The organism is Corynebacterium amycolatum SK46 (genome assembly GCF_000173655.1).
Classification (GTDB): domain Bacteria; phylum Actinomycetota; class Actinomycetes; order Mycobacteriales; family Mycobacteriaceae; genus Corynebacterium; species Corynebacterium amycolatum_A.
In genome coordinates this window covers 88770-115126 of the sequence record NZ_ABZU01000002.1, presented here as the reverse complement: position 1 = coordinate 115126, position 26357 = coordinate 88770, and the positions used below count along the sequence as shown (strand labels likewise).

The following is a 26357-nucleotide window of genomic DNA, read 5'->3' as shown; positions in this document are numbered from 1 at the left end:
ATGTAGTGCTCGGCTGAACTTTAGAGCGTCGTGCGGTGGTGTGCGGCGCTTTTCTCCACACATTAATATCGAACGTACGTGCTATTTACGGTAGTGTTTAATCCGCTTGTTGGGAAAGAATATTCGAGCAGTGTTAGTGGTGGGCAGGGCAGTGGGGATGGCAGTGAGATGGCAGTGGGATGAGGTGGAACAAGAAGTGACAACGGCGGTCAATATTGCTGCGGGGCAGTCTAAGGAACAGACTATTGCGGCATTGCGGCAGGCGATGGCAGCCCAGTCTGGTGGGACTGCAACTGGTGCAACCTTTGGGCTCGGTGAGGCTCTGCCAGTGCCGGAGGCGTTGGAAAATACGTTGGCGGGAGCAGTGCGAAAAGGGGCTGTCAGCGTCATTGAACAGCCCGGTGTGGTATTGGCAGGCCTAATCGCGGAAGTTACGAAGACAGGTCATGTTGCGCTAGTTGGACTCGCTGAACAGGGGTTGCTCTCCGTGGTGGAGTTGGGCGGGAAGCTATCGAACATCGTCTGTGTGCCAGATCCTGGAATGCAGCCGCTTGAAGTAATTGGGCTGTTGGCGGACGGCGTTGACTTGGTGGTGGCTTCGTTGGCGCGCACTCCGCCGCCGTCGCAGGCGCGTCCGCTGCAGGCACGACTGCGCACGAGTGGTTGTGCTCTGGTTTTTGTCGGGCAGCAGTGGCCGGGCGATGCTGCGGAAATTTCCAGCTCTGTTGCTGGTGTTTCCGGGCTTGGTACTGGTTATGGCCGGATTCGAGCAGTGGATTACCAAGTCAGTGTGTCGGGGACGCGGTTTCCGCGGCGGCAGTGCCGTTGGCGGGTGGGTGAACAGGTGGAACAGAACAATGTGGTCGCCTTTCCCACACAGAGGAGGTCCTAATGGCAGCGGCGGAATCGAATCGTGTGGTGGCGCTCTGGCTTCCTGATTGGCCAGTGCAGGCAGCGCATCTAGCATCTGTGACGTCGCAGGCTAATCCGCTCAGTCCAGTTGCGATCGTGGGTGATAGCGGAGTAGCTGCTTGTTCTCCGAGTGCGCGCCGTGCAGGGGTACGGCGCGGGCAAAGTCGTCGCCATGCGGAGGCGTTGTGCCCGGAGCTGGAGGTTGTCGAGGAAAGTGCGGTGCGCGACGCTGCGGAATTCGAGTCCGTGCTGCAACGGTTGGAGGTGGTGGCAGCTGGGGTCGAAGCTCTACGGCCAGGTTTGGCGGTTGTGGCAGCGCGAGGGGTAATGCGTTATTACGGCGGACAGGATGTGGCCTTGGAAAAGCTGCTTGATGCCGCTGCGGTACCGGGCGTGGACTGCAGCTTGGGGCTCGCGGACGATATTGTGACAGCTATTTTGGCAGCGCGCAGGGGAGTGCTGGTAGCTCCCGGGGAAGATGAAGGCAAAAGATTTCGGCAGGGAATCTCTCTGGTGGAGCTGAGGGCGGAAAGTGCACTGGAGATGCCCGCAGAGCTTGCGAAGTCGTGGCAGGAACTCGGCCTGCGCACATTGGGCGATGTCGCTGCGTTGCCGAAGCGGGATATAGCCAACAGGTTTGGGGCGCAGGGGGCTAGATGGCACGATTTGGCCTGCCGTGGGGAAGTGCGGTTGGTGGCGCCGCGATCTTTGCCGCCCGGACTGGCGGTGAGCTACCAGTCCTGGGAGAGTCCACTCCGGAGAGTGGATGAGGCCTCATTCGTGGCGCGCTTTCTAGCTGGGCAACTGCATGAACAACTTTTTAACCATGGGTATTCGTGTTACCGCTTAGCGGTGGTGGCGCAATTTAGTGACGGCTCAGAGGTGCGCAGAGTATGGCGCTGCACTGAGCCACTGGCAGAACAGACTACGGCTGACAGAGTTAGGTGGCAGCTCGATGGCTGGCTGAATAACAGGAATCGGCAGCAGCCACGAGGGGACAGTGGCGCTGTTGCTGGAACTGTTGATGACGCTGAGGAAAATGATGGAGATGACAGCCGCGGAATCGTAGAGCTGCAGTTAGAGCCACTGGATGTGGTCACTGCCGGGGCCGTAAAGCAGGATCTGTGGCACGGTAGTGATGATGCGCGAGCCAAAGCGCGCCGAGCTGCCGAGCGTGTGCAGGGGTTACTGGGGTCAGAGGCAGTACAGCAACCAATCATGCAAGGCGGGCGTGGCCCAGGTGAAAGAGTGGGGTTTGTCGCTTTCGGAGAAAAACCCAAAAACACAAAAACCTCGGAAATTGATCAGCCGTGGCCGGGAGCTGTTCTTTCCCCCAATCCGGCAATTATTCCCGCGACTGCTAATGCAGAGGTGGAAGTGCTCGACGCCAATGGGCAGACTGTGGGCGTAACTGGGCGAGCGACCATGACGGCGGAACCATCTCTGGTGCGGCATGGAGTAACAACGTACCGCGTGTCATCGTGGGCTGGGCCTTGGCCGATTGATGAGCGCTGGTGGGTACCCGATGAGGCTCGCCGAGCGGCAAGAATACAAATCCGTGCGGTAGCGAATGACGGTACCATCGCCGCCTGGTTGCTCATAGGGCATGCCGGCGCATGGAGAATCGAGGGTGCTTACGCGTAGAGGCGCCGGGGTGGGCAACCCGATTACTTCGATTGGAAGTCAATAACCAGACGGTTCGGATTGCTCAACGAGAAAACCTTGAATGGGGTCTTATCTCCCTTGAGCCCGACGACATACTGAGTCTGTCCTTCGAAGGTGCCGGCACCAACGACTTCCTTAATAACGGAAGTCGATGTCGGTTTTACCGGGTCAGAGGGGAAGTCCTCCATCTGGAAATCAAAGGGGTAGCCCATGCCCCGCAAGTCGATTACCAGCTTGGCTGTGCCGTCGACCGAAATCGGTTTGCCGGAACCCTGTTGGGTCGGCACATCCTCGTAACGGACGAAGTATCCCGGAGTGCCCTCGCCCGTGAGTTCAAAGACAATGCGGTCGTAACCGTCGTGGGAACCGACACGGACATCTTCAATACCCAAGTAAGCGCCATCGGAAGGGGCAGCTTCGGCGGAGGAACTATTGAAATCGCCCTCCGGAGCAGCATCATCGTCCATAGTGGTCTGCGCCGCCGCAGACGAGCTAGTGGAGCTGCTAGAGCTGCTCGACAGATCGGAGGTGCCAGCGGTTGAGTCAGTCTTCATAGACATTGCAGCAGCCGAGTCTGAGGATGAGTCAGAGGAGCAAGCGCCGAGAGCCAGGCCCAATGTGAGGCACAGGGATGCCGCGATACGGGTACGGGTGCGCGAAGCATCCAGCGATTTCGTATTCATACGTCTGACGGTATGTGCGCATGTGCGGAATTTCAACAAGCTGAACTACAAAAACCGAGGTCAAAAGTATTTGTTGTCAAAGTGTTGCACAATAGTAATAAAACAGGGGTGAACGCTGCGACCTAAGACCCAAGCGCAGGGGCGCTCAATTACGCTTAGGCGTATGAGCCAGGCCAAATTTGATACCACCTGTTCCGCTCAGATGACTGAGCCGCTTCCCGGTACCGCGAAGACCGGAAAGCTCTTTATCGCGTTGGAGCACCAGCTCGGTTGGTCGCACGATATTTTTGACGGCGGGGTATGGGGAGCAGAGATCACCGGTCAGGTAGAGGCATGGTTGTCTGAACGCGGTGGCGCGTTGCAGCTGATTCGAAAGCCAGGCCGAATCGGCCAGCAGCCGTGTGACGGTGTCAACGTCTATATCGCGCATTGTGAGTCAGTGGATGGCTCTGAGGTTTTTCTCGAGCACCGCATGGTTGTCGATGTCGAAGACCTGATGACTCTGGATATCCGTCTTGGCCAACCCACCGAGGGAGCCACTCGTCTGGACCATCCACTGTTTCTCATCTGTACGCACGGTAAGCGCGATCGTTGCTGTGCGATTAAAGGCCGCCCGCTCGCTGCTGCGATGCACAATCTCTACCCAGAGGTCGTGTGGGAAACCTCGCACTCTAAGGGGCACCGCTTTGCGCCGGCCAGCGTGCTGTTGCCATGGAATTACAGCTTTGGACGTCTGAGTGCGGTGGATGCCAAGGGGGTCATCGAAGACGCTCAACAGGGCACCGTGCATGCGGAGGGCTGCCGCGGCCGTGGTATCTACACTCCGCAGGGGCAAGCGGCCGAGTTGGCTGTCCGTCGTCAAGCAGATGCGTGGGGGGTAGACGACGTCGCACGCGTTGACGTCGACGGCACGACTGCAGTCGTCGCGCTTTACGACGGCCCCAGCGACCGCGACAAGGTCGTGGAATATGAAGTGGCCCTGGAGAAAATCACCACGGAAGGCGTTGTGTCCTCCTGCGGTGATGCTCCAGGGTCAAAGAAGGGCTGGGCTGCAGTCGAAGTAGCTCGCCGCTAGCTAGTGACTAGCTAATGTGCGTGGCTACCTGCGCATAATCTTCTTGGAGAGCCAGTTGCCGAAGATCTGCGCCAACTGGACGATGAAGATGATGACCAGGGTCGTCACCAGGGTGACGTTCCAGTCGAATGCCTGGTAGCCGTAGGTGATTGCGAAGTTGCCCAGTCCGCCGCCGCCGATGTAGCCGGCCATAGCCGACATATCGACCACGGCGATGAATGCGAAGGTGTAGCCCAGTACCAGCGGGCCCAGTGCCTCCGGCACGACGACCGTGCGGATGATGCGCCACGGACTTGCGCCCATCGCACGGGCGGCCTCAATCACGCCGGGGTCGATGGACATCAAGTTCTGCTCCACCAGGCGCGCGATGGCGAAGGTGGCGGCAATCGACATGACGAACACTGCGGCTTCGGTGCCGATCGTGGTGCCGACCACGTTCTTTGTCAGTGGGCCGATGGCTGTAACCAAGATGATGAACGGGATTGGGCGGACAAAGTTAATCAGGACATTGAGGACCTGGTAGACAAACTTGTTGCGCAGTACGCCACCATCGCGGGTGGTGTAGAGCAGCACGCCGATTGCCAGACCTGCGACACCGCCAATCAGCATGGCGACACAGACCATGTAGAGCGTCTGGCCGAATGCCTCGCCCAGCATCGGGCCGAGGCTATCCCAGTCGGTGTCCTTGCCACTCACCGATGGCAGAGAGTTTAAGAGACCGATCATGATGCAAGCTCCTCTACCTGTGTCAGTTCGGAAATAGCAGCAATGGCGGCATCGAAATCAGAGGAATCCGAGGCGGAATCACCTGTCAGCGGAGTCAACCGCAAAGTAAGGCGACCGTAGGACTTCGCCTGCACATTGGCGACTGCGCCGTGTGCCACCGAGGCGGCGACACCGTGGGCACTAGTGGCCTGTGCCAGGGCACCGAGGTCAACACCGTCATTGATAGTGATGGTGACCAGGCGAGCCGCTGCGCTCTCGGCAGACTGATTCACCGAATCGCGTTCACGGCCAATGGGAACATCGCGCAGTGCGGTGGTGGCGAAGCGGCGGCCAACCTCAGTCTTGGGATTGGCAAAGACCTGGTGGACCGTACCGGTTTCGACGATTCGGCCCTGCTCCATGATGGCCATGCGGTCAGCGATACCGCGTACAACCGACATGTCGTGTGTAATCAGCACGATAGTGACACCCATTTCGCGATTGATGCGGCGCAGCAGGTCCAGGACGCCGGAAGTAGTTTCCGGGTCGAGCGCCGAGGTGGCTTCGTCGGCAAGCAAGAGCGTCGGTTCGGTGGCGAGCGCACGGGCGATGCCGACACGCTGCTTCTGTCCACCCGAGAGCTGCTCGGGGAAGGACTCTGCCTTGTCGCCGAGACCGACGAACTCCAGCAGCTCCTGGGCGCGAGCGCGGCGCTTGGCCTTCGGCATGCCGGCCAGTTCCAGCGGGTATTCAACGTTGCGAATCGCGTTGCGCGAATGGAAGAGGTTGAAGTGCTGGAAAATCATGCCGATATTGCGGCGCAGACCCCGTAGCTGGCGCTCGGAGATGCCGACGATGTCGGTGTCATCCAGCAAAACCTGGCCGGAGGTTGGCTTTTCCAGGCCGTTAATCATACGGATGAGCGTTGATTTACCAGCGCCGGAATAACCGATGACGCCGAGGATTTCGCCGGGTTCAACGGTTAGGTTGATGTCGGCGAGCGCGGTGACGTCGCCGAATTGCTTGTTCAGCTCGCGGAATTCGAGCTTCGTTCCCTTATTGGTCACGAGTGAATCAGTGCCCCTTGGTCTGTGTTCCCTGGTGTTGGGCGGTGCTTAGGTGGCAGTGGCGTTAGTTCTGCTCGCGCTGCTGCTTTTCGACGCGAGCCAGAATATCCTGCAGCTCCTTCGCCGGACGGTCGACCGGAACGGAAGTACCCTTGGAGTCCTCCGCGACTGCGTCCTGGACCTCCTTGGAGTGCCAGATCTTGGAGAGCTCCGCGTACTTCGGGTCATCGGCGTTTTCAGCCTTGGTGACAAAGACGTTGATGTACGGCTCTGCCTCCGTGGAGTTCGGGTCATCCTGGAAGATGGCGGTATTCGGGTCGATGCCAGCGCGGTCCAGGAAGGAGTTATTGATAATGGCGGGCTTGCCCTCGCCGTAGGCGGCCGGAGTCTGAGCGGCATCCACCGGCAGAACCTTGACCGTGGAGGCGGCCTCGTCGATGTCGGCCGGAGACGGAGTCAGCAGGTCATCCTGCTTCAGCTTCAGCAGACCAGCTTGAACCAGCACGTTAATCGCGCGTCCCTGGTTGGATGGGTCGTTCGGGATAGCGACCTCGGCGCCCTTCTTCAGCTCATCAACCGACTTGTGGTCCTTCCAGAACAGAGCCAGCGGGACAATCTCGGTCGAACCAATCGGAGTCAGGTCCGACTTCGCGCCGACGTTGTACTCAGCCAGGAACTTGATGTGCTGGAAGAGGTTGACATCGAGCTGGCCCTCATCGAGGGCGCGGTTCGGAGTCTGGTAATCCGAGAAGGGCTGAACATTCAGCTCAATGCCCTGTTCAGAGGCCTTCTGCTCGAAAACGGTCCAGGCCTTTTTGCCGGCATCCGTGGTGCCGATGCGAATGGCATCATCCGAGCTGCCGCAGGCAGTAAGGCCGGTTGCGGCGAACGCAACGGTAAGCACACCGGCGGAAAAACGCTTGAGGTTCATTGAGGGGTCTCCTTAATTTAATGGGATTTGTTAGCTGAAGTTTTAAGACAGAACTAGACCAAGCTGTCTTTAATTCTGGGGTTAAGGCTAGCACTTGCCCAGGTAGTGCCGAAAATTAAACTTCAGCCTAAACGGTCGGCCGTGGCTGAGGTGTGACTTACGGATGCGTCTCGGGGGTGGTTTCCAATGTAGATGCTAATCGAAAATACGTTTGAATGAAGTCCGGAGGGTAGGTTAATGTTCGTGGCATGGAAAACATCTCGGACGGACAGTCGGAGCAGTCCGGCCGGCCACTGAGCTGGTCGCGGATTGAGCGTATTCTATCGGGTAAATTTTCAGGAAAACTACAGCCTAATGGCAGCTTTAATGGCTGGCGGGGGCGGCTGTCAGATTCCATCGTTGGGGCTTTTGGGGCTCCGGAAAGCGGTGCTGGTGGCAGGGGTAGTGTGTCGTTTTCGCCTGCGCACATTAAGGCGGAATTGCACTGTCGTTCGAGCTATTCGTTCCTGCATGGCGCATCAGATCCGGAAGAATTGGTGTCCGAGGCTGCGCGTTTGGGGTTAAACGTGTTGGGGCTGGCAGATCGCGATGGTTTCTATGGAATCGCTCGTTTTGCCGAGGCTGCAGCGGAGGCTGGTATCGCCACCATCATCGGCGCGGAGTTGGGGCTTCCGCAGCGGCCCCTCACAGTGCTGGGGCGGGGGCCCGAGGGCTATCGGCGCCTGAGTCACACGCTGTGTGATGCGCATATGTCGGCAGGGGAGAAGTCCGTCGTCCGCTATCCCTCGCTGCCAGAGTTGGGGGAGGCTGCAGGCGGTTTCTGGCAGGTGCTTGCCGACGTCAGCTGGGTCGGCGACTTGGAAATGCTCATTGCGGCCTTCGGTGCGGAGAACGTGGCGCTCGAGCACCGCGTGAGCCCCACCGCACAGGCGGCCGATGATGCGGAGGAGATTTCGACCGCAGCTGTGAAGTATGGCCTGCGGGAGGTGGTTTCCTCTGCTGCGACGGCGGCCTCGCCTGCGGCAAGCCGGTTGGCCGGGGCGAAGCAGGCCCTTGCTGTGCGGGAGGACCTAGACGGGTTTGAGTCACGGTTGGAGCCCGCAGGCGGAGCTTGGTTGCGGTCGTGGGAGGAGCTATCGGCGGCAACACGGTATCTGGGGGCACAGGTGGTGCAGACAACACAGGACATTGCAGGTGAGTGTGCTTTTACACTTGATCTCATTGCGCCTGAGCTGCCTCGCTGGGAGGTTCCTGCGGGCCACGATGAGGACTCATGGCTGCGGGAAATTGCTCGTGCAGGGGCGCGGCGGAGGTATGGTCCGGTAGATGGAGCGGGGGACGGCTCCGTGCAAGCGCGGGCATGGGCGCAGTTAGAGAATGAGCTGACTGTGATTCGAGAGCTGGGTTTTCCGGGCTACTTCCTCATCGTGCACGACATCTGTGAATTCTGCCGTCGGACGGGAATTCTGGCGCAGGGGCGCGGTTCGGCCGCTAACTCGGTGGTGTGTTTTGCGCTGGGGATCACCAATGTTGACCCCATTAGTGCCGGGCTATTGTTCGAGAGGTTTTTGTCGCCAGAACGGGATGGGCCGCCGGATATCGATGTAGATATTGAATCCGGCCGTAGGGAAGAGGTCATTCAGTACGTCTATGAAAAATATGGTCGTGACAACGCCGCGCAGGTAGCCAACGTTATTACCTACCGGCGGCGCGGCGCATTGCGCGATGCGGCGCGGGTGTTGGGGTACTCGCCGGGCGTTATTGATGCGTGGGTCAGAGACCGGGAAGCGTGTCCGACAGAGCCGGTGCGGCAACTGGCGGAGCAGCTCCGTGGGCAGCCTCGTCATTTAGGCATTCACTCTGGCGGAATGGTGATTTGTGATCGGCCGATTGCGGATGTCGTGCCAGTGGAATGGGCACGCATGGAAGGTCGCTCAGTAGTGCAGTGGGATAAGGATGACTGTGCGGCTGCGGGGCTGGTGAAGTTCGATCTGCTTGGCCTCGGAATGCTGGAGGCCATCCACCATTGCATTGACTTGGTCTATGAACAGCATGGGCGCCGAGTGAACCTGTGGGAGATTGATGTCGCTGAACCGGAGGTTTACGAGATGTTGGCACGCGCGGACGCGGTGGGCGTGTTTCAGGTGGAATCGCGCGCGCAGCTGGCCACCTTGCCCCGACTGAAGCCGAGGGAGTTCTTTGATTTGGTGGTGGAGGTGGCGCTCATTCGCCCAGGCCCCATTCAAGGCGGTAGCGTGCACCCCTACATTCGCCGCCGAAATGGACTTGAACCGGTGACCTATGAGCATCCGGTGTTGGAGAAGTCCCTCGGGAAGACACTGGGCATTCCGCTATTTCAAGAGCAGCTGATGCAAATGGCCGTCGATGCGGCGGGTTTCAGTGGGGCGGAAGCGGACTCGCTGCGCCGCGCTATGGGGTCGAAACGCTCAGTGGCCAAAATGGAAGCGCTCCATGCCCGTTTTCTGGCTGGGCTAGAGCGCACCAGTGGCATTGATGAGGATGTTGGGGAACAACTGTGGAACAAGATAGTGGCCTTTGCCGCCTACGGTTTCCCGGAATCACACGCGCAGTCGTTTGCCTCCTTGGTGTATTTCTCGGCCTGGTTTAAGTACCACTATCCGGCGGAGTTCTGTGTCGCGTTGCTCCGTGCCCAGCCCATGGGGTTTTACTCTCCGCAGTCGTTGATTGCCGATGCCCGCCGGCACGGTATCGGCTGCGATGGTCCGGATATCGCACTTTCGGGCGTGGAAGCCAGCGTCATCGATGGGCGTATTCGTTTGGGGCTCGGCGCCATTGCCGGTGTGGGCAATGACGTGGCGGAACGTATCGTGGCAGCACGGCCATTTGTCAACGCAGCAGATGTCGCCCGCAGAGCTCGGCTGGGTGTTGGGCACATGGAAGCACTGGCGCGCGCAGGAGCACTTGGGTCGCTGGGGATTGACCGTCGTCAAGCACTGTGGGCGGCGGGCGTGGCGGCGACGGAAAGTGAGGGCATGCTGCCGGGGCTCACGCTTGCCGACGCACCTGCGTTGCCCGGCATGACGGAGTTTGAGCTGGCAGCTGCCGATTTGATGGCAACGGGAGTGACCCCGGGGCAGTACCCGGTGGCCGCGTTGCGAGAAGACCTGCAGGAACGTGGAGTGGTGCCTGCGGCGGAACTGAAAGCAGTGCCCGACGGAACACGAGTAGAAGTGGCGGGAGTCGTGACGCATAGGCAACGTCCGGGGACCGCTGGCGGAGTGACATTTTTGGGAATGGAGGACGAAACTGGGCTGGTGAATGTGCTGTGTACACCGGGGCTGTGGAATCGATTTCGGCCGGTAGCGGTGAATTCGCGGGCGATGGTGGTGCGCGGTATCGCGCAGACAGCCTCTGGTGCGGTGACAATCGTGGCCGATCGTCTGGTGGATATGTCCGAGGCTCTGGGGCGGCCGGTGGTGGCAGGTCGAAGTAGAGATTTTCGCTGACTACTAGAATGGATTGTCATGCGCCAGACCTATGAATCCTCGTTAGCACCGGATGGGAGTGCAATCGCCTTTATTGTCCGCGATAGCGGCTACCCGCGTGCGGTACAGCAGGAGATTACTCCGGAGGGGCTAGGGGCGGAGCGCCCCGTGAAACTGCCGGTGGAAGGCCCGGTTACCAGGGTGCTGCACTCCCCGGATGGAAAGTGGATCGCCTGCGAGGTCTCTCCGTACGGTACGGAGCGACTGCAGACCTGGCTGGTATCCACCGATCCGGAGGTCGGCGGTGCCCGCCCCCTGCGTATGGATGCGGATATGCGCGCCACACTGGTGGAATGGGATAATGATCTCCTAGCGATGAACGCGGTCGATGCCCAGGGCATTAACTATGCGCGTTTGGTCAATCCGACGAACTCAAAGTATGAGGTCATTGATAAACGCACCGACAGCCAGCTGGTAGCGGCTGAAGGTGGGTTTGGCCTCGTGCGGGTGGGACCGCGAGGCCACCGTGAGCTACTGCTGGTCGGGCCGGGGCAGCAGTGGCAGCCGTTGTTGCCATCAGACCCCGGCTCCACCACGGATGCCGGTGTCTTATTGGCGCATCCGGGGCAGGAGAAGCTGACCGCATTCGTACTCTCAGATCATGGCGCGGAACAGCGTCGAATCCTGCGTCTGGGTATTACTCCCGATAGCGGTATCAGCACTACTGAGCCGCGCACAGCGGAATCGACCGCAGCGGAGATTTTGGATATGAAGATCGGCATCGAAGTTGATGTCGAGGAGTTCATTGGCAATCCGGATCAAGACGTCGAAGAATTCGTCATTAGTGAGGATTCCTCCACTGCGGCTGTGCTGTGGAATAGCGGTGGGGTCAGCACGCTTGAGGTGCTTACCCTTGGTCTTCACCCGCAGACTGACGACATGCGGGTGATGGTGCGCCGGAATGTCGAATTGCCAGGCATGGTTGCGCGCGAGCTGTCAATCTCCGGTGATGGTGAGCTGATCTCCCTGACAGTAGAAGGACCAGGCCTTGCGCCAACGGTGGAGATTCTGCGCAATATCGGTGGTGTCATTGAGCCATTGGATATGGAACGCACCGAACGGATTTTGGCTCTGGAAGAGAAGAATCTGGAGACCATGCCGGCCCCAGAGCTGGTCTACTTTGTCTCCCGCGATGGGTTGGAACTGTCTGGTTGGCTCTACCTTCCAGAGTCGGTGCGCAATAGTTCTAATGACGTTTTCGGAAACGCACTACCGCCGGCTTTCATCCACATCCACGGCGGACCAGAACTGCAGGCGAAACCCATCCACCACGATGTTCTAGCCAGCATTGTGGAGGCGGGCTTCGTGGTGTTCACCCCTAATGTGCGCGGTTCCTCGGGGTCCGGTAGGTCATTCGAGCACGCGGGCGACCGCTATGGACGCTTTGCCGCTATTGCGGATATCTCAGCGGCGCGTGCCTTCCTAGTCGATGCCGGGTTGGCGGACCCAGAACGCATTGCGCTGGGCGGGCGATCCTACGGTGGCTTTATGTCGCTGTTGGCCTCGGCGTGGTACCCGGATCAGTTTGCGGCCATCGTCGATGCCTGCGGAATGACAAGTTTTGAAACCTACTACCAATCCACCGAGCCCTGGTTGGCGCAGGCCGCGTTCCCCCGATACGGCTACCCGTACCAGGATGCTGAGCTCCTGCGCGATATCTCGCCGCTGCACCGTGCGGAGGAAATGAAGGTTCCAACCCTATTCATCCACGGCGAGTGGGATACCAACGTGCCTCCGCGAGAGTCCGGTCAGATGCGCAACGCCATGGACGCATACGGTGTGCCCACCGATTTTCTGGTGGTCGAGGGAGAGGGCCATAAGTTCTCGAAGCCGAGGAGCCGAGCGCTCATCGGTGAGACCATCATCGCGTTTTTCACCGAGCACGGTGTGTGCGACGCGGTGCCCGCCACGACAGCGGCAGTAGAAACCAACAACGAGCAGTAATAGAAGCAGCGGAAAAGAACTGACGGAAGAAATGAATAGCGTCACGACCGAGCCAACGAACGCCGAGCCAACCAATTCCACAGACTGGATTAAGAGCCACACCTGCCACGTGCTTTTTGACCGGCCTGTCATCCCACCGAACACCGGAAACGCTATCCGCATGTGTGCGGGCTCTGGAGCTATGCTGCATCTGGCCAAGCCACTGGGGTTCAACTTCGATGACAAGAATCTGCGTCGCGCCGGGCTGGATTACCATGACCTGGCCGATGTGCGTATTCACGATTCCATCGATCAAGCGTTGGAGACCTTTGCCAGCCAAGGGTGCCGCATCTTTGCCTTTACCGCTCACGCTGACACTTGGCACACGGATATTGAGTACACGAACACCGATGTACTGCTCTTTGGCCCGGAGCCAACCGGGCTGGAACAGTCAGTGCTCGATGATCCGCGAATTACACAATTAATCCGAATTCCGATGCTGCCAGCTCGTCGCAGCATGAACCTTTCCAACGCCGCAGCAGTGGCTGCTTATGAAGTCTGGCGTCAGCAGGGCTTTATGGGCGGTAAATAGAGTCAAGGCGAGGGCGGTTACGGGGCGTTTCTGGGCATTATTCGCTCCTGTGCCTAAGATAAATGCCATGGCAGCGACAAAGCTTGATGGCAAACTCTACCGAGACGAAATCTTTGAAGACCTGGAAAAGCGCGTTGAGCGTTTGAAGGAAGCCGGCTACACCCCGGGGCTGGCCACCGTGTTGGTTGGTGATGATCCAGGCAGCCACTCTTACGTCAAGATGAAGCATCGCGACTGTGAGCAGATTGGTATCGCCTCTATCCGCCGTGACCTTCCGGCTGACACCACGCAGGAAGAACTCGAGGCAGTAATCACCGAGCTGAACGAAAGCCCGGAGTGCACTGGCTACATTGTTCAGTTGCCACTGCCGAAGCACCTGGATGAAAACCGTATTCTGGGGCTCATCGATCCGGAGAAGGACGCCGATGGCCTTCACCCGGTAAACCTGGGCAAGCTGGTCCTCAACGAGCCAGCACCACTGCCGTGTACCCCAAACGGCTGTATCCACCTGCTGCGACGCTTCGGCGTCGAGCTCAACGGTGCCAAGGTTGTTGTTATCGGCCGCGGTGTTACCGTTGGTCGCCCAATCGGCCTGATGCTCACTCGCCGCAGTGAGAACTCCACCGTGACGCTGTGCCACACTGGCACCAAGGACTTGGCCGCTGAAACTCGTCAGGCTGATGTCATCATCGCAGCCGCTGGTGTCGCTCATATGCTTACTGCAGACATGGTCAAGCCTGGCGCTGCTGTACTCGATGTGGGAGTTTCGCGTGTCGACGGCAAGCTGGCCGGTGACGTTGCTGATGACGTCTGGGACATTGCCGGTTACGTATCCCCGAACCCAGGTGGTGTCGGCCCACTGACTCGCGCTTTCCTCGTACGCAATGTCGTCGAGCGCGCTGAAAAACTCGCTGGCCTGGCCTAGTCAGCCAGGAGGAACAACTCGTGTCGAAAAGGGAAATTGCGCAGCGTGCCCGGCGGGAAGATCTGCCGGATCCAATGCTGAACCCGCACAGCCCGAAGACCCCACCGCCGGGGGCATCGTGGCCAATGTGGGTGCAATATACGATTTACGGCGCGCTCTTTTTCGGCATGTCCGCCTTCGTTGTGTTCTTGGGGCTGGAGCGGTGGCGACGCGCCACATTCATGCTGGGAAGCACAATGATGCTGCTCGGTGTGGCTAGGCAGTACCTGCCGGACAGCATTCTAGGTGTGTTCTCTGTACGATCCCGAGCCTTTGACCTATGGTTTTGCTCCATAATCGGGATGGGAATCGTATTCCTCGCAGTCAGCGTGGATGCGCTGGGAAGCTAGCTGACCTAGCTGACATCGCGAGCGAGGAAACTACGCACAATCGAATCCACTCGCTCGAACTCCGTCAAGAATCCGTCGTGCCCCACGGCGGATTCAATCTTTTCTAGCCCCATGCAGTTGCCCAGATTGCGGGCGAGGTGCTCCTGCTGGTGGAAGGGGTAGAGAATGTCCGTGTCCACACCGGCAACCATGGTCGGAACGGTTGACGAGTGCAGCGCCTCGTTGAGGCCACCGCGATCACGGCCAATATTGTGCCGATTCAAGGTATCGGTGAGCACGACATACGACCCGGCATCGAAACGCTGAGCCAGCTTCTTCGCCTGATGATCCAAGTAGCTTTCTACCTGGAAGCGGTCTTCCGTGCGCATCGAGCCCAGCGGATTCTCACCGGGCTGCGCTGCCGCGCCAAAGCGATCATCCATCTCCAGCTCGCCACGGTACGTCAAATGCGCGACCCTGCGTGCAAACCCCAAACCTCGGGTCGGGGTCACGCCGCGGTCGTAGTAGTCGCCGCCATGCCAATCGGGATCGGACTCAATGAATTGAATCTGCGCAGACTGAATACCAATCTGCCAAGCAGACGCACGTGCACCGACACACATCACCAATGCCTTGCCGACGAAATCCGGGTGCATCAGTGACCACTCAAGCGCGCGGGCCCCACCCAACGAGCCGCCAATGACAGCTTGGAGGCGGGAAATTCCCAGTTCTTGCAGCGCAAGGTGCTCCACTGTCACCGTGTCGCGTACGGAGATAGCGGGGAAGCGAGAGCCCCAGGGCTTGCCGTCGTCCGGATGTGGACTGGAAGGGCCGGTTGTACCGCGACAGCCACCGATGACGTTGGTGCAGATAATGCAGTACTCGTCGGTATCCAGTGCGCGGGCAGAGCCAATCATCCCGTTCCACCAACCCGCAGTCGGGTGGTACTCATCCGAGGGACCAGAAGCGTGGGCGTCGCCGGTTAGAGCGTGCTCGAGGAGGATGACATTCGAGCAGTCGTCGTTAAGCCGGCCCCAGCGTTCGAACTCGACGGTGACGTCGGGGATGACCGCGCCAGCCTCGGTGGTGACATCGCCGATAAAGACACGCCCCGGCTCGCCCTCGGGTGGGAGGGCGGCCGGGGTAGATGGGGAAAAGCTCATGCCTTATAGACTACTTAGTCCGTTCTGTGTCTGTGTACAAACGGTCTACGCGAGTGCTGCGAAGCCGCTCTCGAGATCGGCGATGATGTCATCGATGTTCTCGATACCGACGGAGAGACGCACGGTGGCCTGGGAAATGCCGGCGCGGGTCAGACCCTCCTCATCGGACTGGGAGTGAGTGGTGGTGGCCGGGTGGACAACCAGCGAGCGGACGTCACCGATGTTGGCGACGTTGGAGTGCAGCTTCAGAGCGTCAATGAACTTCCAAGCCTTGGCGGTGTCGGCGTCCTTCAGGTCGAAGGAGAGCACGCCGCTGGCGCCGGAAAGGCCCAGCTTGTTCAGGGTCTCGTACCACGGGGAGCTCGGCAGGCCGGCGTAGTTGACCTTGGCGACCAGCGGGTGGTTCTCGAGGAACTCAGCGACAGCCTTGGCGTTTTCATTGTGGCGCTCGATGCGCAGAGCCAGGGTGTCGAGGCCCTGCGCCAGAACCCAGGCGTTGAACGGAGCCGGGGCGGCGCCGGTGTCGCGGAGAATGCCAGCGCGAGCGCGCAGAGCGAAGGCCGGGGCGCCCAGGTCGGCGAACTTCAGGCCGTGGTAAGCCTCGTCGGCCTCGGTGAAGTTCGGGAAGATGGAACGGCCGTTGCGGGTCTGAGTCCAGTCGAACTTGCCGCCGTCGACGATGACACCGCCAAGGGAGGAGCCGTTACCAGTCAGGAACTTGGTGGTGGAGGAAACCACGACGTCAGCACCGTGCTCGAGCGGGCGCAGCAGGGCAGGGGTCGGAACCGTGTTGTCGACAATCAGCGGAACGTTGTTGCGGTGTGCAACCTCGGCGATAGCCGGGATGTCGAGGACGTCGATCTGCGGGTTGGCGATGGACTCACCGTAGAAACCGACGGTGTTGTCCTGAACTGCTGCCTGCCAGGACTCCGGGTCGTCCGGGTTCTCGACGAAGGTACAGTCGATGCCGAGGCGGGGCAGGGTGACCTTGAACAGGGTCTCAGTGCCGCCGTAGAGGCGTGGCGAAACGACGAAGTGGTCGCCTGCACGGGCCAAGGTAAGGACAGCAGCGGTCTCAGCTGCCTGGCCGGAGGAGAACAGTACGGCGGCGACGCCGCCCTCGAGGCTGGCGATGCGCTGCTCGACAGCATCCACAGTCGGGTTAGTCAGGCGGGAGTAAATCGGGCCTGCATCCGAGAGGTTGAAGCGGTTGGCAGCGTGCTCAGCGGAATCGAACACGTAGGAGGAGGTGTTGTAAATCGGCAGGTTGCGCGCGGAGGTCTGTGCGTCCGGAGCGAAGCCGGCGTGAATAGCGCGAGTGGACAGGCCCCAGTTGGCAGTGTTGCTGTTGTCGTACTTGGTGGTCATTTCAGATACTTCCTTGCGGTTTTTGAGGTTGTTCAGAACGTTGTTTACAAACAATAGTGAACCAAGCTGTCTATTGCAAAGTTTTGGAAAAACCCAAGGTAAGAGGGTGCGTGTATGTGTGTCGGAAGTGCTATAGCCCGCTTAGTACGGATTGGTTTGATTGGTTGTGGGGTCGGGGTGCGTCGGGGTGTCGGAAACTGTCAAGGCCGGGATGGAGGTCAGGGTATAGAAAAAGCCCCACGCACCATGTGCATCAAATGCGACATGAGCGAGGGGCTATCGCCTGAAACCTGCGGTCAGCCTAGGTAAGCTCGGCCGGCCTTAACCAGTCAGGCCAACCAGGGCCAGCTAGGGGCAAGCAGCTAGTCCTACTTCTTCAGACCGTCGATGATCTCGTTGAACTCGGCGGACGGACGCATAACTGCGGAGGTCTTCTCATCGTCCGGCAGGAAGTAGCCACCCAGATCAGCCGGGGAACCCTGAGCATCATTCAGAGTCTTGGTGATGGACTCTTCCTTCTCCGTCAGGGCCTTGGCAACCGGTGCGAAAACTTCCTTCAGCTCGGAGTTCTCGTCCTGCTTGGCCAGCTCCTGTGCCCAGTAAAGAGCCAGGTAGAAGTGGGAGCCGCGGTTGTCGATCTCACCAGCCTTGCGGGACGGCGACTTGCCCTCGTCGAGCAGGGTAGCGGTTGCCTTGTCCAGAGCCTCAGCCAGGACACGCGGACGTGGGTCGTCGTCCTCCTCGGCGGCGTAGCGCAGGGACTCGGCCAGTGCCAGGAACTCACCCAGGGAGTCCCAGCGCAGGTGGTTTTCTTCCTGAACCTGCTGGACGTGCTTCGGTGCGGAACCGCCTGCACCGGTCTCAAACAGGCCGCCGCCGGCCATCAGCGGCACGACCGACAGCATCTTAGCGGAGGTACCCAGCTCCATAATCGGGAACAGGTCGGTGAGGTAGTCACGCAGAACGTTACCGGTTACAGAAATGGTGTTCTCGCCGCGGCGGATGCGCTCGAGGGAGAACTTGGTAGCGGACACCGGATCCATGATGCGGATATCCAAGCCCTCGGTGTCGTGATCTGCCAGGTACTCATTGACCTTGCTAATCAGGTTGTTGTCGTGCGCACGCTGCGGGTCCAGCCAGAACACTGCAGGGTCGCCAGTGATACGAGCGCGGTTAACGGCCAGCTTCACCCAGTCGCGGATTGGGGCGTCCTTGGTCTGGCAGGAGCGCCAGATGTCACCCTCGGCGACGTGGTGCTCAATCAGAACCTCGCCAGCCGAGTTGATGACCTGCAGGACACCGTCAACCGGCATCTGGAAAGTCTTGTCGTGGGAGCCGTACTCCTCAGCCTTCTGGGCCATCAGGCCGACGTTCGGGACAGAGCCCATGGTTGCCGGGTCGAAAGCGCCATTGGCGCGGCAGTCCTCGATAACAGCCTGGTAGACGCCGGCGTAGGAGGAATCCGGGATAACAGCGAGAGTGTCACTCTCTTCGCCGCTCGGGCCCCAGCCCTTGCCGCCGTTGCGGATTAGTGCAGGCATGGAGGCGTCAACGATGACGTCGGACGGAACGTGGAGGTTGGTGATGCCCTTGTCGGAGTTCACCATGTAGAGGGCCGGACCCTCCTTCAGGTCCTTTTCGATCGCGGACTTGACGGCCGCAGCAGTTGCGTCGTCAAGCTTGTGCAGGCCGTCGAGGATGGCGGCGAGGCCGTAGTCCGGAGTGAGGTTGGCAGCAGCCAGCTTGGACTCGAACTTCGGGAAAACAGATGGCAGGAAGGCCTTGACAACCTCGCCGAAAATCAGCGGGTCGGAGACCTTCATCATGGTGGCCTTCAGGTGGACGGAGAACAGGATGTTCTCGCGCTTTGCGCGACGAATCTGAGCGCGGAGGAAGTTGTCCAGGATGTGGACGTTCATGCCCGTGCCGTCAATAATCTCGCCCTTGAGGACCGGCATGTCCTTCTTCAGGGTGATGATCTGGCCGTCGTTGGACTCGAGCTGGTAAGTCAGCTTGTCGTCTTCCGGCATGACAACGGACTTCTCATTGTGCCGGAAGTCGTTGGAGGCCATGGTGGCGACGTTGGTCTTGGAGTCTGCGGACCAAGCGCCCATGCGGTGCGGGTGCTTGCGAGCGTAGTTCTTCACCGGCTCCGGAGCGCGGCGGTCGGAGTTGCCCTCACGCAGTACCGGGTTAACGGCAGATCCCTTGACCTTGTCGAACTTGGCGCGGTCGGCGGTCTCTTCCTCACCTTCCGGCTGCGACTTGTACTTCGGAATGTCATAGCCCTTTTCCTGCAGCTCTGCGACAGCGCGCTTAATCTGCGGGACGGATGCAGAGATATTCGGCAGCTTGATGATGTTGGCGTCCGGCTCCTTGACCAGCTTGCCCAGGGCTGCCAGCGCATCCTCTACCTTCTGCTCGTCCGAAAGACGCTCCGGGAACTGAGCCAGAATGCGGCCTGCGAGGGAGATGTCGCGGGTTTCAACATTGACACCAGCCTGGCTTGCAAATGCCTCCACGATTGGCTTCAGCGAGTAGCTCGCCAGCAGAGGGGCTTCGTCAGTACGGGTCCAAATAATTGTCGCCATAATTCATGTCTCCTATCTGTTTTGTTCCACGATAACCCAGTTTTGAATCTTGGGTTGTGTCGGGGCATAGCGCAAAAACAGTGATAGTGATATGAATAACGCAATTATGTGAGACAAGTCACGAAATGCGTAATTATTTGTCGCTTATTCGCCGCTTTTCATTCCATTTTTCGCTTTACGACGGTCCCCGCGCTCAGGCCCCTCAAATACGAAAAACCGCGCTGGGGTGTCGTGCACGCCGGCGCGGTTGTTCAGGGCAGCCTATTTAGTTCTGCGTATTGTTCGGAGGATTGTTCTGGCCGAACTGGTAGCCCTGAATGTTCTGAGACTGGGGGTACTGCGGAGCGAAACCCTGTGCAGGGGCTGGCTGAGTGGTCTTGACGAAGGCCTGGCCGCGGAACCATGCGCGCATGTCCTTGAGGAGAACCAAAACTGTCACCGCGATAAGAACAAGGCCCGACAGTCCAGCGAAAATAGTGATGGACACGTCCTGGATGAAGTAGCACATGGCAAGGAGCCCCACACCGAGTGGACCGGTGGTGGCTACCAGGAAATAAGGAGCGCGGATGTTGCGTCCCATCAAGACCTTATTGAGCCAGAACATCGAGATCACGGCGATGGCGATACCGAGAGCGAAAAATGCGGCACCTGAGCTAACGTTAATCAACCCGACATAGATATCTCGGATGTCTTCCCCGATACTCGCCAAGGAACTGTCACGTTCTTGGGCTTCTAGGGCGGAGTTCAGATTATTAATCCCGAGAATAATCGCAGCGGCCGCCAGAATGTATCCCAGCACAGAGGCAGCTGCTAGCAGGCCTGCCGTGATTTTGGGGAATCGGGGCAGGCGCTTCCACGCATCCTGAAGGCTTGCGTCTTCCGGTAGCGGAGGTACATCCGTAGTTACCGTGGTGGTTACCGTCATCGGCCCGGCCTGAGCGGGGTTGGGCCACCGCGGCTGACCCTGCTGTGACTGGGCTTGGGATTGTTGGGACTGCTGCTGGAATGAGAACTGTGGGGCCTCGTTCTGTGCGCCGGAATCTGCATTAGTTTCAGGTTGTGCGCTCTGCTGCTGAGCGGCCTGATCTGGCGCCGGAGAAAAAGCGGAAGCAGGGGCAGCAGAGGACGGGCGATTTGCCAGCCCGCGCAGCGTCGCAATGGTGATGGTGGCGTTCTCATCGGCCAGTAGAGCGTCGTATTCGCGACGACGTCGCTCATCGCCAAGCACCTGCAGCGCAGTGAGCTTCTCCTGGAACTCTCCGGAGTACTCTGAGACGCCAGCATCCCGCAGTTCAGAGAGCTGACTGGAAAGGTTTGCATGGAGTTCTTCGGTGCTGGCTGCGCCATCCAGCTTCAGAGACTCGTAGAGGTTATAGCGGTCGCTCATAGTGGATCGAGATCCTATCGGTGTTGCAGTTCGAAACATCTTTTAAAACAATTTACCGGGTAGCTAGTACGGCAGCATCGAAGACCCCGAAAGCTTGGTCGTAGAAACTTAAGGGTGGTCGGGAGGATTGGGGTGCCCTGGCGAATAATGCCGCTTACAGGAGGACTGAGTGAGTTCCTGCCGCTAATGGCCGTAGATGTTATTCCGCGCACAAATGCCCGGGGAACAGGCGGATTAAATAGCGAAATTTTTGTGTTGCGGAGTAGAGTCTCATTTTTCCCTTGCGGCTCCCCTCGTGGTTTTTGTGAGCCCGTCTTAGGTCGAAAATCGAGGGGAACTGAGAGTCCACCAACTGGCGTAAGAAGAGAAAAGGAGACGGTCGCAATGACGTCGTCAAGCGAAGTAACAACCCACAACGACGACCACAATCCGCGTGCACGTCGTGTGGGGGCGATTAGCTCGCATCGCCGTCCTGTTCCGGTGCAGGACGACATCTCTGATCTACGCCGAATCTTGGTGATTGTGGCTCTGTCGGTCGGTGCATTCGGCATCGGCGTTACTGAGTTTGTGGCCATGGGCCTGCTGCCTTACATCGCTGACGCCTTCGGGCGCGATGAGGATGCCGCAGGGCGCATGATTTCGATGTACGCACTCGGTGTTGTCGTGGGCGCACCTCTAATTACCGTGCTGACCGGCTCAATTCCGCGCAGGCGCATGCTCCTGCTGCTGATGGCGGCATTTACCATCGGCAATGGTGCGACGGTTTGGGCAGGCACACTTGGTTCCTTCGAAGCTGTGATGGTCTCGCGCTTCATTGCCGGTCTGCCTCACGGTGCGTATTTCTCGGTGGCGGGCCTCGTGGCGGCCTCCCTGGCTAAGCCGGGGCAGCGCGGCAAGATGGTGGCCCTGTCGGGCGTGGGGCTGTCGGTGGCGACTGTGATTGGTGTGCCGGCCGCGCAGGTGCTGGGACAGATCTACGGTTGGCGCAGCGCCTTCGGGTTTGTCGCGGTCATCGGCCTGATTGCACTTGTTTCGCTGTGGTTCGCCGTGCCGCATATGAACCGCATGCCGAAGACCCGTCCAATCGACGAGCTTTCGGCGCTGGGGAACGCACAGGTATGGCTGACCGTCGCAATCGGCACTGTCGGCTTCGGCGGTATGTTCGCGGTCTATACCTACATCACCTGGACCATGACTCGCGAAGCGGGCATGAGCGAAAACCACATCTGGGTTGTGCTGATGGCCTACGGAATCGGCATGGTGGTCGGCACCTACATCGGTGGTTGGCTATCCGACCGCATCGGGGAGTGGGGCATCATGGTGGCGCTGGTGCTGATGGTAATCATGCTCAGCGCGTTCTACTTCACCTCGCAGAATGCTGTGCTGGGCACGATTAACTTCCTCATTATCGGTCTGCTGGGATCGGTATTGGTGCCGAATCTGCAGACCCGCCTGATGGATGTCGCCGGTCGCGCACAGACGCTGGCTGCCGCTCTCAACCAGGCCGCATTGAACATGGCCAACGCATTCGGGGCCGCGCTCGGTGGTTGGGTCATCGCGTCCGGTTATGGCTACCGCGCACCGGCTTTGGGTGGCGCGACGTTGGCGATGTTGGCTATCTTTATCGCTCTGCCGACCATTGTTCTTTACCGCCGCTCACAGGCGAAGGAGGCCGAGCGCGTCGAACTGCGCTAGGGATCTACAAGGCGTAGTGCACGCATAGGTAACGTATGAGGGCATGAGCCTTACAATCGCGACAATCAATGTCAACGGCATCCGCGCGGCCGTCAAGGAGCGCAGTGAAACCAACCTGGGGTTGCTGGAGTGGCTGAAGCACACCAGTTCCGATGTCGTTTTGCTGCAGGAAGTCCGCGCCACCGACGACCAGGCGTGCAAGGCCCTCGCGCCCGCTTTTGATGCCGGATGGCATTGGGTCGGCGCTGAAAACCTGGGTGCTAAGGGGCGCGCCGGCGTGGGCATTCTCTCGCGCTTTCCGCTTAACGACGTCCAGGTGGGCATCGGCTCGGAGGAGTTCGAAGAATCCGGTCGGTTTATCAGTGGTGTTGCCCCGGCAGCGGACACCGGCCTGGATGCGGATGTCCAGATTGCCAGCCTCTACCTGCCGTCCGGTGCTGCGCTCAGCGAGAAGCAAGATGAGAAATACCGCTTCCTCGATGCCTTCTCCGACTACCTGGCTGATCTGGGTGCCAAGGGGCGCGATGGTCACCACGCAGTTATCGGCGGCGACTGGAACATCTGCCACCGCGAACAGGATTTGAAGAACTGGAAGACCAACCGTCGCAAGAGCGGTTTCCTACCACAGGAGCGTGCCTGGATGGACTCGGTCTTCGGCTGCTGGCCCGATGAGGTTCCCCAGGATTCGCAGGTTCAGGCCAGCGACAAGGAATTGGAATCCGGTACCTTCTCCGACGGTTCTGTGTGGGAGGCCCCGGCGCTCAATGCAGATCCGGTGTGGTTTGATGTCACTCGCCGTCTGCACCCAGAGGCCGACGGCCCCTGGTCCTGGTGGACCTACCGCGGTAAGGCGTTCGATACCGATGCCGGCTGGCGCATCGACTACCAGGCGGCAACCGAACCAATGCTCAAGCGCGCTGTCAGCGCGGTGGTGGACAAGCCTGCCACCTACGATCTTCGCTGGACGGACCACGCGCCAGTGATTGTGGAGTACGCCTAAACTCGGCACGCACCTAGGCCGCGGGCTAGTGTGCTCCGAGCTCAGCGAACTCTGGGCTCAACTCCGGCTCGGGAGCGGTTACGAGATGCCGGTTCTGCCGCAACATGGAGGCGATGCCGTCAACGATGGCGTCGGCCCATTTTTCCTGCATAGCGGGGTCGGCCAAATCGCGGGTGAGTTTTTCAGCGCCCACCGCTCCCAGCGATAGCGCAACTGTCGGCGCATGCGACCGCGAACTCTGGTTCACCGCCACTGCCGGCGCCAGACCGGTGCGAAACTCTGTCGGCACCCCGTTTGTGCTGTAACTGCTGTGCGGATTGAAACCTCGGAACACCATTCCGTCGCGCACACCTGCCGCTAACTGCCAATCAGCAGGAGCATCGTCCTCAGGTTCGAGAGACTCCACCACAGCGGATACCGAAAAACCACGATCGCCGATGTTATCCCCAGAAAGAGTCTGGCCCTCAGATGAGCGACCGACGATTACGGTGGCTGCGCTCACCGTGTCGTCGGCAAGCGAACGCGCGCCAACGATTGCGCCGCGCTGACGGAGCTTGTCGTTAGCGCGTTGCACGATACTGTCGATATGAGCGGAAGTATCCCCACTCAGACGCAGCGCGCGAGGCAGGTCAGCGTTGATAGCCTCGATGGCCTCGCGGCGAGAGTCGACGGTGATGTGCGCGCCGGCGAGCGGATCGACAGCCTCGTCGGGGGAGGGGATGATCGGCTGGCGCGGAGGCATCCACAGCGGATTGGGGCGCGCCGGGCGGTGGGGGGAACTGTTGACAACAGCGTGCAACTCTTTAGGTGAAAACATCTTGTTGACCGCGAAAATCATCACCGAACTGTCGCGATACACAGGCGTGAGCCCCGGCGCGTGCCATGCCCAGGAACGCATCGACAGCGCCTCCGTGCCATCCGTGTTCACACCCGGCGGGGAACTAATGATGTAGTGAACCCCCAGTTTCTTCGCCATGGCATCGAATTCCGGATGTGAGCCCAGCAGGTCAACGTTTGTCGGCAGCTTGTTGCTTGCCTCTGCAGTTTTGTCGGAGAAGGAGAAATGGCGGAACAGCGTCGGCAGCCCAGCGATGGCGTACATCCACGCAGAACCGTCACGACGGTCATTGAGAATATGCCCCTCAAACGCATGCGGCTGTGCGGACAGCCAATCAATAGCTTCCATGTCCGCTGCGGTCACAAACGTGCTTCCGAAACCCTGGCGAATTGCATCGCGCTGAGCAGGCCCACTCACCCAGGTTGCCGGCACAATCGCCAGTGCCGCCACGAGTCCCATCGCCAGCGCAGGATTCCACGACTTGACCGGCTGATTTCGCTTTGCGACGATCCACTGCGCCACAGCCACAATCGCGACAACGGCAGCCGCGACTGCGTAGCCGACCAGCACTGCGCGCAGAATTCCCATAACCGCCTGCATGCGGTACGGCATGTCGTAGAAGAAAGTGCCAATAAACTTCAGATAGGTGCCGAACGGCTCAGCCCAACGGGACTGCGCACTATCAGACACCACAAAGAGCAGCCCGAAAACCAGTGCCGGCCACGGCGCCCATGGACTGTCCGGCAGGCGAGAGACAAGCGCCACCACCAGACCGATGAGCACAAGAACCAGAACAGTATGGGAAAAGATGGGCTCGTCAGCATAGCGGGAAAACCCGATCAGAGTTCGCCACAGCGATTCGGAGCGGGAAATCTCAATTTGGCCGGTAAAGCCCGCAACGGATTCCCCCTGCCCACTCGCGGACAAAGCTGCCGGGAGAGTCATCACCAGGGCGAGCGCTCCGATAATTAGTGTGCGAGCTAGGCCACTGACACTCGGTTGGGTGATCAACCACAAGCCAACAAAGAGCACGGCAGCAATTGCGCCGGCCGGGTGGGTGATAAACGTGCCGACCAGGGCAAGCGTAGCGGGGACAAAATAGCCCCGCATGGTCAAAGCCGCAGCAATCGGCAAAGCGGCCACCGCGAGCAGATACGGCATGGAGGATGTGCGCCAAAGAGCCACCCAAATCTCCGGAAGCATCAGCGTCGCGACGGCAGCTGCGGGACCGGCATAGGTCGCCCACTTAGGACCAACTGCGGTGCGGGCTAGCACCGCAGTTGCTGCGGGCAGAAGCAGCGCCGGGGCCAAAAACGCAAACACGTTGGAATCGAGGAAGACCGAGCCGGGCAGCAGCCCCGCCACAGCATGCCAGCCGGTGGGGTAGAACATTTCGGCACCGGTCTCCTGATTCATCAGGTCACCGGCCGCGGTGGGCGAGGCTATTGCATGCTCGTCAATGAACCGGAGGAAGTTGGTATGCCAGAGCATGTCCCAGGCTTCGCGGATAGCGCCGGGGCCACCGGGGACGTCGTTAAGCATGAGCATGGCGCGCATCGAGCCGACTACCGTGACCCCGGCGACAATCATCGCGGTGACAACGCCGGAATCGAAGCCGTCTTCGGGGGTCGCCCGGGGGATGAATCTGCGCACCAGATAGCCAATGGCGCAGAACCATGCCCACATGCCGGCCACGAAGAGCCAGGTGTAATCCAGCCCAAGTGCGTGAGACAACCATGCGGAAAAACCGGTCACGCCCAGCATTAATGGGCCTGCCGATGCCAACGCGAGAGTGGGGCGTAGCCCACTGACCCAACCGAGAACTGTGCCCGGGACCAGCAGGATGAAGACGGCAACCGCAATGGCAGCGAGCATGGGACTCCTGACGGGTAAACGTGTTGAATTAGTTCAATATTACCTGTGGGTCTGTTCGGCACTAGGG

At 59.7% G+C, this 26357-nt stretch carries 19 protein-coding genes; 10 read left to right on the top strand and 9 right to left on the bottom strand.

Annotated elements, in window-relative coordinates; translation table 11 throughout:
- The first annotated feature begins 157 nt into the window (after positions 1–157).
- Together CORAM0001_RS02390 and CORAM0001_RS02385 are read left to right on the top strand one after the other, a co-directional pair.
- Positions 158–892: a hypothetical protein gene (locus CORAM0001_RS02390; protein ID WP_005509817.1), complete on the top strand. Its 735-nt coding sequence runs from the start codon at positions 158–160 to the stop codon at positions 890–892.
- Positions 892–2556: a Y-family DNA polymerase gene (locus CORAM0001_RS02385; protein ID WP_005509782.1), complete on the top strand. Its 1665-nt coding sequence runs from the start codon at positions 892–894 to the stop codon at positions 2554–2556. Before CORAM0001_RS02390 ends, CORAM0001_RS02385 begins: the two co-directional genes overlap by 1 nt.
- 23 nt (positions 2557–2579) lie before the next feature.
- Here the strand turns inward: CORAM0001_RS02385 and CORAM0001_RS02380 are convergent, their stop codons facing one another.
- On the bottom strand, positions 2580–3260 hold the full coding sequence (locus CORAM0001_RS02380) for an AMIN-like domain-containing (lipo)protein (protein WP_005510028.1): 681 nt from the start codon (positions 3258–3260) through the stop codon (positions 2580–2582).
- 163 nt (positions 3261–3423) lie between these two features.
- Between CORAM0001_RS02380 and CORAM0001_RS02375 the strand changes: the two genes are divergently transcribed.
- Complete coding sequence (locus CORAM0001_RS02375) at positions 3424–4335, top strand: sucrase ferredoxin (RefSeq protein WP_005509990.1); 912 nt, start codon at positions 3424–3426, stop codon at positions 4333–4335.
- Positions 4336–4359: 24 nt separating this feature from the next.
- On the opposite strand, the gene CORAM0001_RS02370 is transcribed toward CORAM0001_RS02375, so the two are convergent.
- From CORAM0001_RS02370 to CORAM0001_RS02360, 3 genes are all read right to left on the bottom strand, one after another.
- The gene (locus CORAM0001_RS02370) at positions 4360–5061 is read right to left on the bottom strand and encodes a methionine ABC transporter permease (RefSeq protein WP_005509899.1); all 702 of its coding nucleotides are present in this window, start codon (positions 5059–5061) and stop codon (positions 4360–4362) included.
- Positions 5058–6107, bottom strand: coding sequence for a methionine ABC transporter ATP-binding protein (locus CORAM0001_RS02365; protein ID WP_005509771.1), 1050 nt, complete (start codon positions 6105–6107; stop codon positions 5058–5060). The genes CORAM0001_RS02370 and CORAM0001_RS02365 overlap by 4 nt, the downstream gene beginning before the upstream one ends.
- A 64-nt stretch (positions 6108–6171) precedes the next feature.
- Entirely contained in the window at positions 6172–7038 is an 867-nt protein-coding gene (locus tag CORAM0001_RS02360; RefSeq protein WP_005510026.1) for a MetQ/NlpA family ABC transporter substrate-binding protein, read from the bottom strand.
- Positions 7039–7286: 248 nt separating this feature from the next.
- On the opposite strand from CORAM0001_RS02360, the gene CORAM0001_RS02355 reads away from it, so the two are divergent.
- From CORAM0001_RS02355 to CORAM0001_RS02335, 5 genes are all read left to right on the top strand, one after another.
- Positions 7287–10526 carry an error-prone DNA polymerase gene (locus CORAM0001_RS02355; protein ID WP_005510073.1) on the top strand — a complete coding sequence of 1080 codons (3240 nt, stop codon included), beginning with the start codon at positions 7287–7289 and terminating at the stop codon, positions 10524–10526.
- An 18-nt stretch (positions 10527–10544) separates the two neighbouring features.
- Entirely contained in the window at positions 10545–12509 is a 1965-nt protein-coding gene (locus CORAM0001_RS02350) for an alpha/beta hydrolase family protein (RefSeq protein WP_005509808.1), read from the top strand.
- 31 nt (positions 12510–12540) lie between these two features.
- The gene (locus CORAM0001_RS02345; protein WP_005509886.1) at positions 12541–13080 is read left to right on the top strand and encodes a tRNA (cytidine(34)-2'-O)-methyltransferase; all 540 of its coding nucleotides are present in this window, start codon (positions 12541–12543) and stop codon (positions 13078–13080) included.
- 67 nt (positions 13081–13147) lie between these two features.
- Positions 13148–14005 (top strand): bifunctional methylenetetrahydrofolate dehydrogenase/methenyltetrahydrofolate cyclohydrolase, encoded by an 858-nt coding sequence (locus CORAM0001_RS02340; RefSeq protein ID WP_005510041.1) that lies wholly within the window; start codon positions 13148–13150, stop codon positions 14003–14005.
- A gap of 20 nt (positions 14006–14025) precedes the next feature.
- On the top strand, positions 14026–14394 hold the full coding sequence (locus tag CORAM0001_RS02335) for a DUF3017 domain-containing protein (protein WP_005510063.1): 369 nt from the start codon (positions 14026–14028) through the stop codon (positions 14392–14394).
- A gap of 5 nt (positions 14395–14399) precedes the next feature.
- On the opposite strand, the gene metX is transcribed toward CORAM0001_RS02335, so the two are convergent.
- The 4 genes from metX to CORAM0001_RS11385 form a co-directional block, all read right to left on the bottom strand.
- Entirely contained in the window at positions 14400–15536 is a 1137-nt protein-coding gene (metX, locus tag CORAM0001_RS02330; protein ID WP_005509992.1) for a homoserine O-acetyltransferase MetX, read from the bottom strand.
- 45 nt (positions 15537–15581) lie between these two features.
- The gene (locus CORAM0001_RS02325) at positions 15582–16904 is read right to left on the bottom strand and encodes an O-acetylhomoserine/O-acetylserine sulfhydrylase (RefSeq protein ID WP_005509752.1); all 1323 of its coding nucleotides are present in this window, start codon (positions 16902–16904) and stop codon (positions 15582–15584) included.
- 368 nt (positions 16905–17272) lie between these two features.
- Entirely contained in the window at positions 17273–19495 is a 2223-nt protein-coding gene (locus CORAM0001_RS02320; RefSeq protein ID WP_005510024.1) for an NADP-dependent isocitrate dehydrogenase, read from the bottom strand.
- Positions 19496–19760: 265 nt separating this feature from the next.
- A complete protein-coding gene (locus CORAM0001_RS11385) occupies positions 19761–20882 on the bottom strand; it encodes a hypothetical protein (protein WP_005509977.1) in 1122 nt (373 codons plus the stop codon).
- Positions 20883–21266: 384 nt separating this feature from the next.
- Here CORAM0001_RS11385 and CORAM0001_RS02310 point away from each other — a divergent pair, with 384 nt between their 5' ends.
- Both CORAM0001_RS02310 and CORAM0001_RS02305 read left to right on the top strand, forming a co-directional pair.
- Positions 21267–22577, top strand: coding sequence for an MFS transporter (locus CORAM0001_RS02310; protein WP_005510058.1), 1311 nt, complete (start codon positions 21267–21269; stop codon positions 22575–22577).
- A gap of 43 nt (positions 22578–22620) precedes the next feature.
- Positions 22621–23577 carry an exodeoxyribonuclease III gene (locus CORAM0001_RS02305; RefSeq protein ID WP_005509812.1) on the top strand — a complete coding sequence of 319 codons (957 nt, stop codon included), beginning with the start codon at positions 22621–22623 and terminating at the stop codon, positions 23575–23577.
- Positions 23578–23602: 25 nt separating this feature from the next.
- Here CORAM0001_RS02305 and CORAM0001_RS02300 read toward each other — a convergent pair whose 3' ends face one another.
- Complete coding sequence (locus tag CORAM0001_RS02300; RefSeq protein WP_005509900.1) at positions 23603–26290, bottom strand: DUF6541 family protein; 2688 nt, start codon at positions 26288–26290, stop codon at positions 23603–23605.
- Positions 26291–26357 lie beyond the last annotated feature (67 nt).

Coding starts and splice junctions, on each gene's coding strand:
- CORAM0001_RS02360 (WP_005510026.1), bottom strand. CDS start 7,038: ATGAACCTCAAGCGTTTTTCCGCCGGTGTGCTTACCGTTGCGTTCGCC.
- CORAM0001_RS11385 (WP_005509977.1), bottom strand. CDS start 20,882: ATGAGCGACCGCTATAACCTCTACGAGTCTCTGAAGCTGGATGGCGCA.
- CORAM0001_RS02300 (WP_005509900.1), bottom strand. CDS start 26,290: ATGCTCGCTGCCATTGCGGTTGCCGTCTTCATCCTGCTGGTCCCGGGC.
- metX (WP_005509992.1), bottom strand. CDS start 15,536: ATGAGCTTTTCCCCATCTACCCCGGCCGCCCTCCCACCCGAGGGCGAG.
- CORAM0001_RS02310 (WP_005510058.1), top strand. CDS start 21,267: ATGACGTCGTCAAGCGAAGTAACAACCCACAACGACGACCACAATCCG.
- CORAM0001_RS02345 (WP_005509886.1), top strand. CDS start 12,541: ATGAATAGCGTCACGACCGAGCCAACGAACGCCGAGCCAACCAATTCC.
- CORAM0001_RS02390 (WP_005509817.1), top strand. CDS start 158: ATGGCAGTGAGATGGCAGTGGGATGAGGTGGAACAAGAAGTGACAACG.
- CORAM0001_RS02340 (WP_005510041.1), top strand. CDS start 13,148: ATGGCAGCGACAAAGCTTGATGGCAAACTCTACCGAGACGAAATCTTT.
- CORAM0001_RS02320 (WP_005510024.1), bottom strand. CDS start 19,495: ATGGCGACAATTATTTGGACCCGTACTGACGAAGCCCCTCTGCTGGCG.
- CORAM0001_RS02385 (WP_005509782.1), top strand. CDS start 892: ATGGCAGCGGCGGAATCGAATCGTGTGGTGGCGCTCTGGCTTCCTGAT.
- CORAM0001_RS02325 (WP_005509752.1), bottom strand. CDS start 16,904: ATGACCACCAAGTACGACAACAGCAACACTGCCAACTGGGGCCTGTCC.
- CORAM0001_RS02350 (WP_005509808.1), top strand. CDS start 10,545: ATGCGCCAGACCTATGAATCCTCGTTAGCACCGGATGGGAGTGCAATC.
- CORAM0001_RS02305 (WP_005509812.1), top strand. CDS start 22,621: ATGAGCCTTACAATCGCGACAATCAATGTCAACGGCATCCGCGCGGCC.
- CORAM0001_RS02380 (WP_005510028.1), bottom strand. CDS start 3,260: ATGAATACGAAATCGCTGGATGCTTCGCGCACCCGTACCCGTATCGCG.
- CORAM0001_RS02370 (WP_005509899.1), bottom strand. CDS start 5,061: ATGATCGGTCTCTTAAACTCTCTGCCATCGGTGAGTGGCAAGGACACC.
- CORAM0001_RS02355 (WP_005510073.1), top strand. CDS start 7,287: ATGGAAAACATCTCGGACGGACAGTCGGAGCAGTCCGGCCGGCCACTG.
- CORAM0001_RS02375 (WP_005509990.1), top strand. CDS start 3,424: ATGAGCCAGGCCAAATTTGATACCACCTGTTCCGCTCAGATGACTGAG.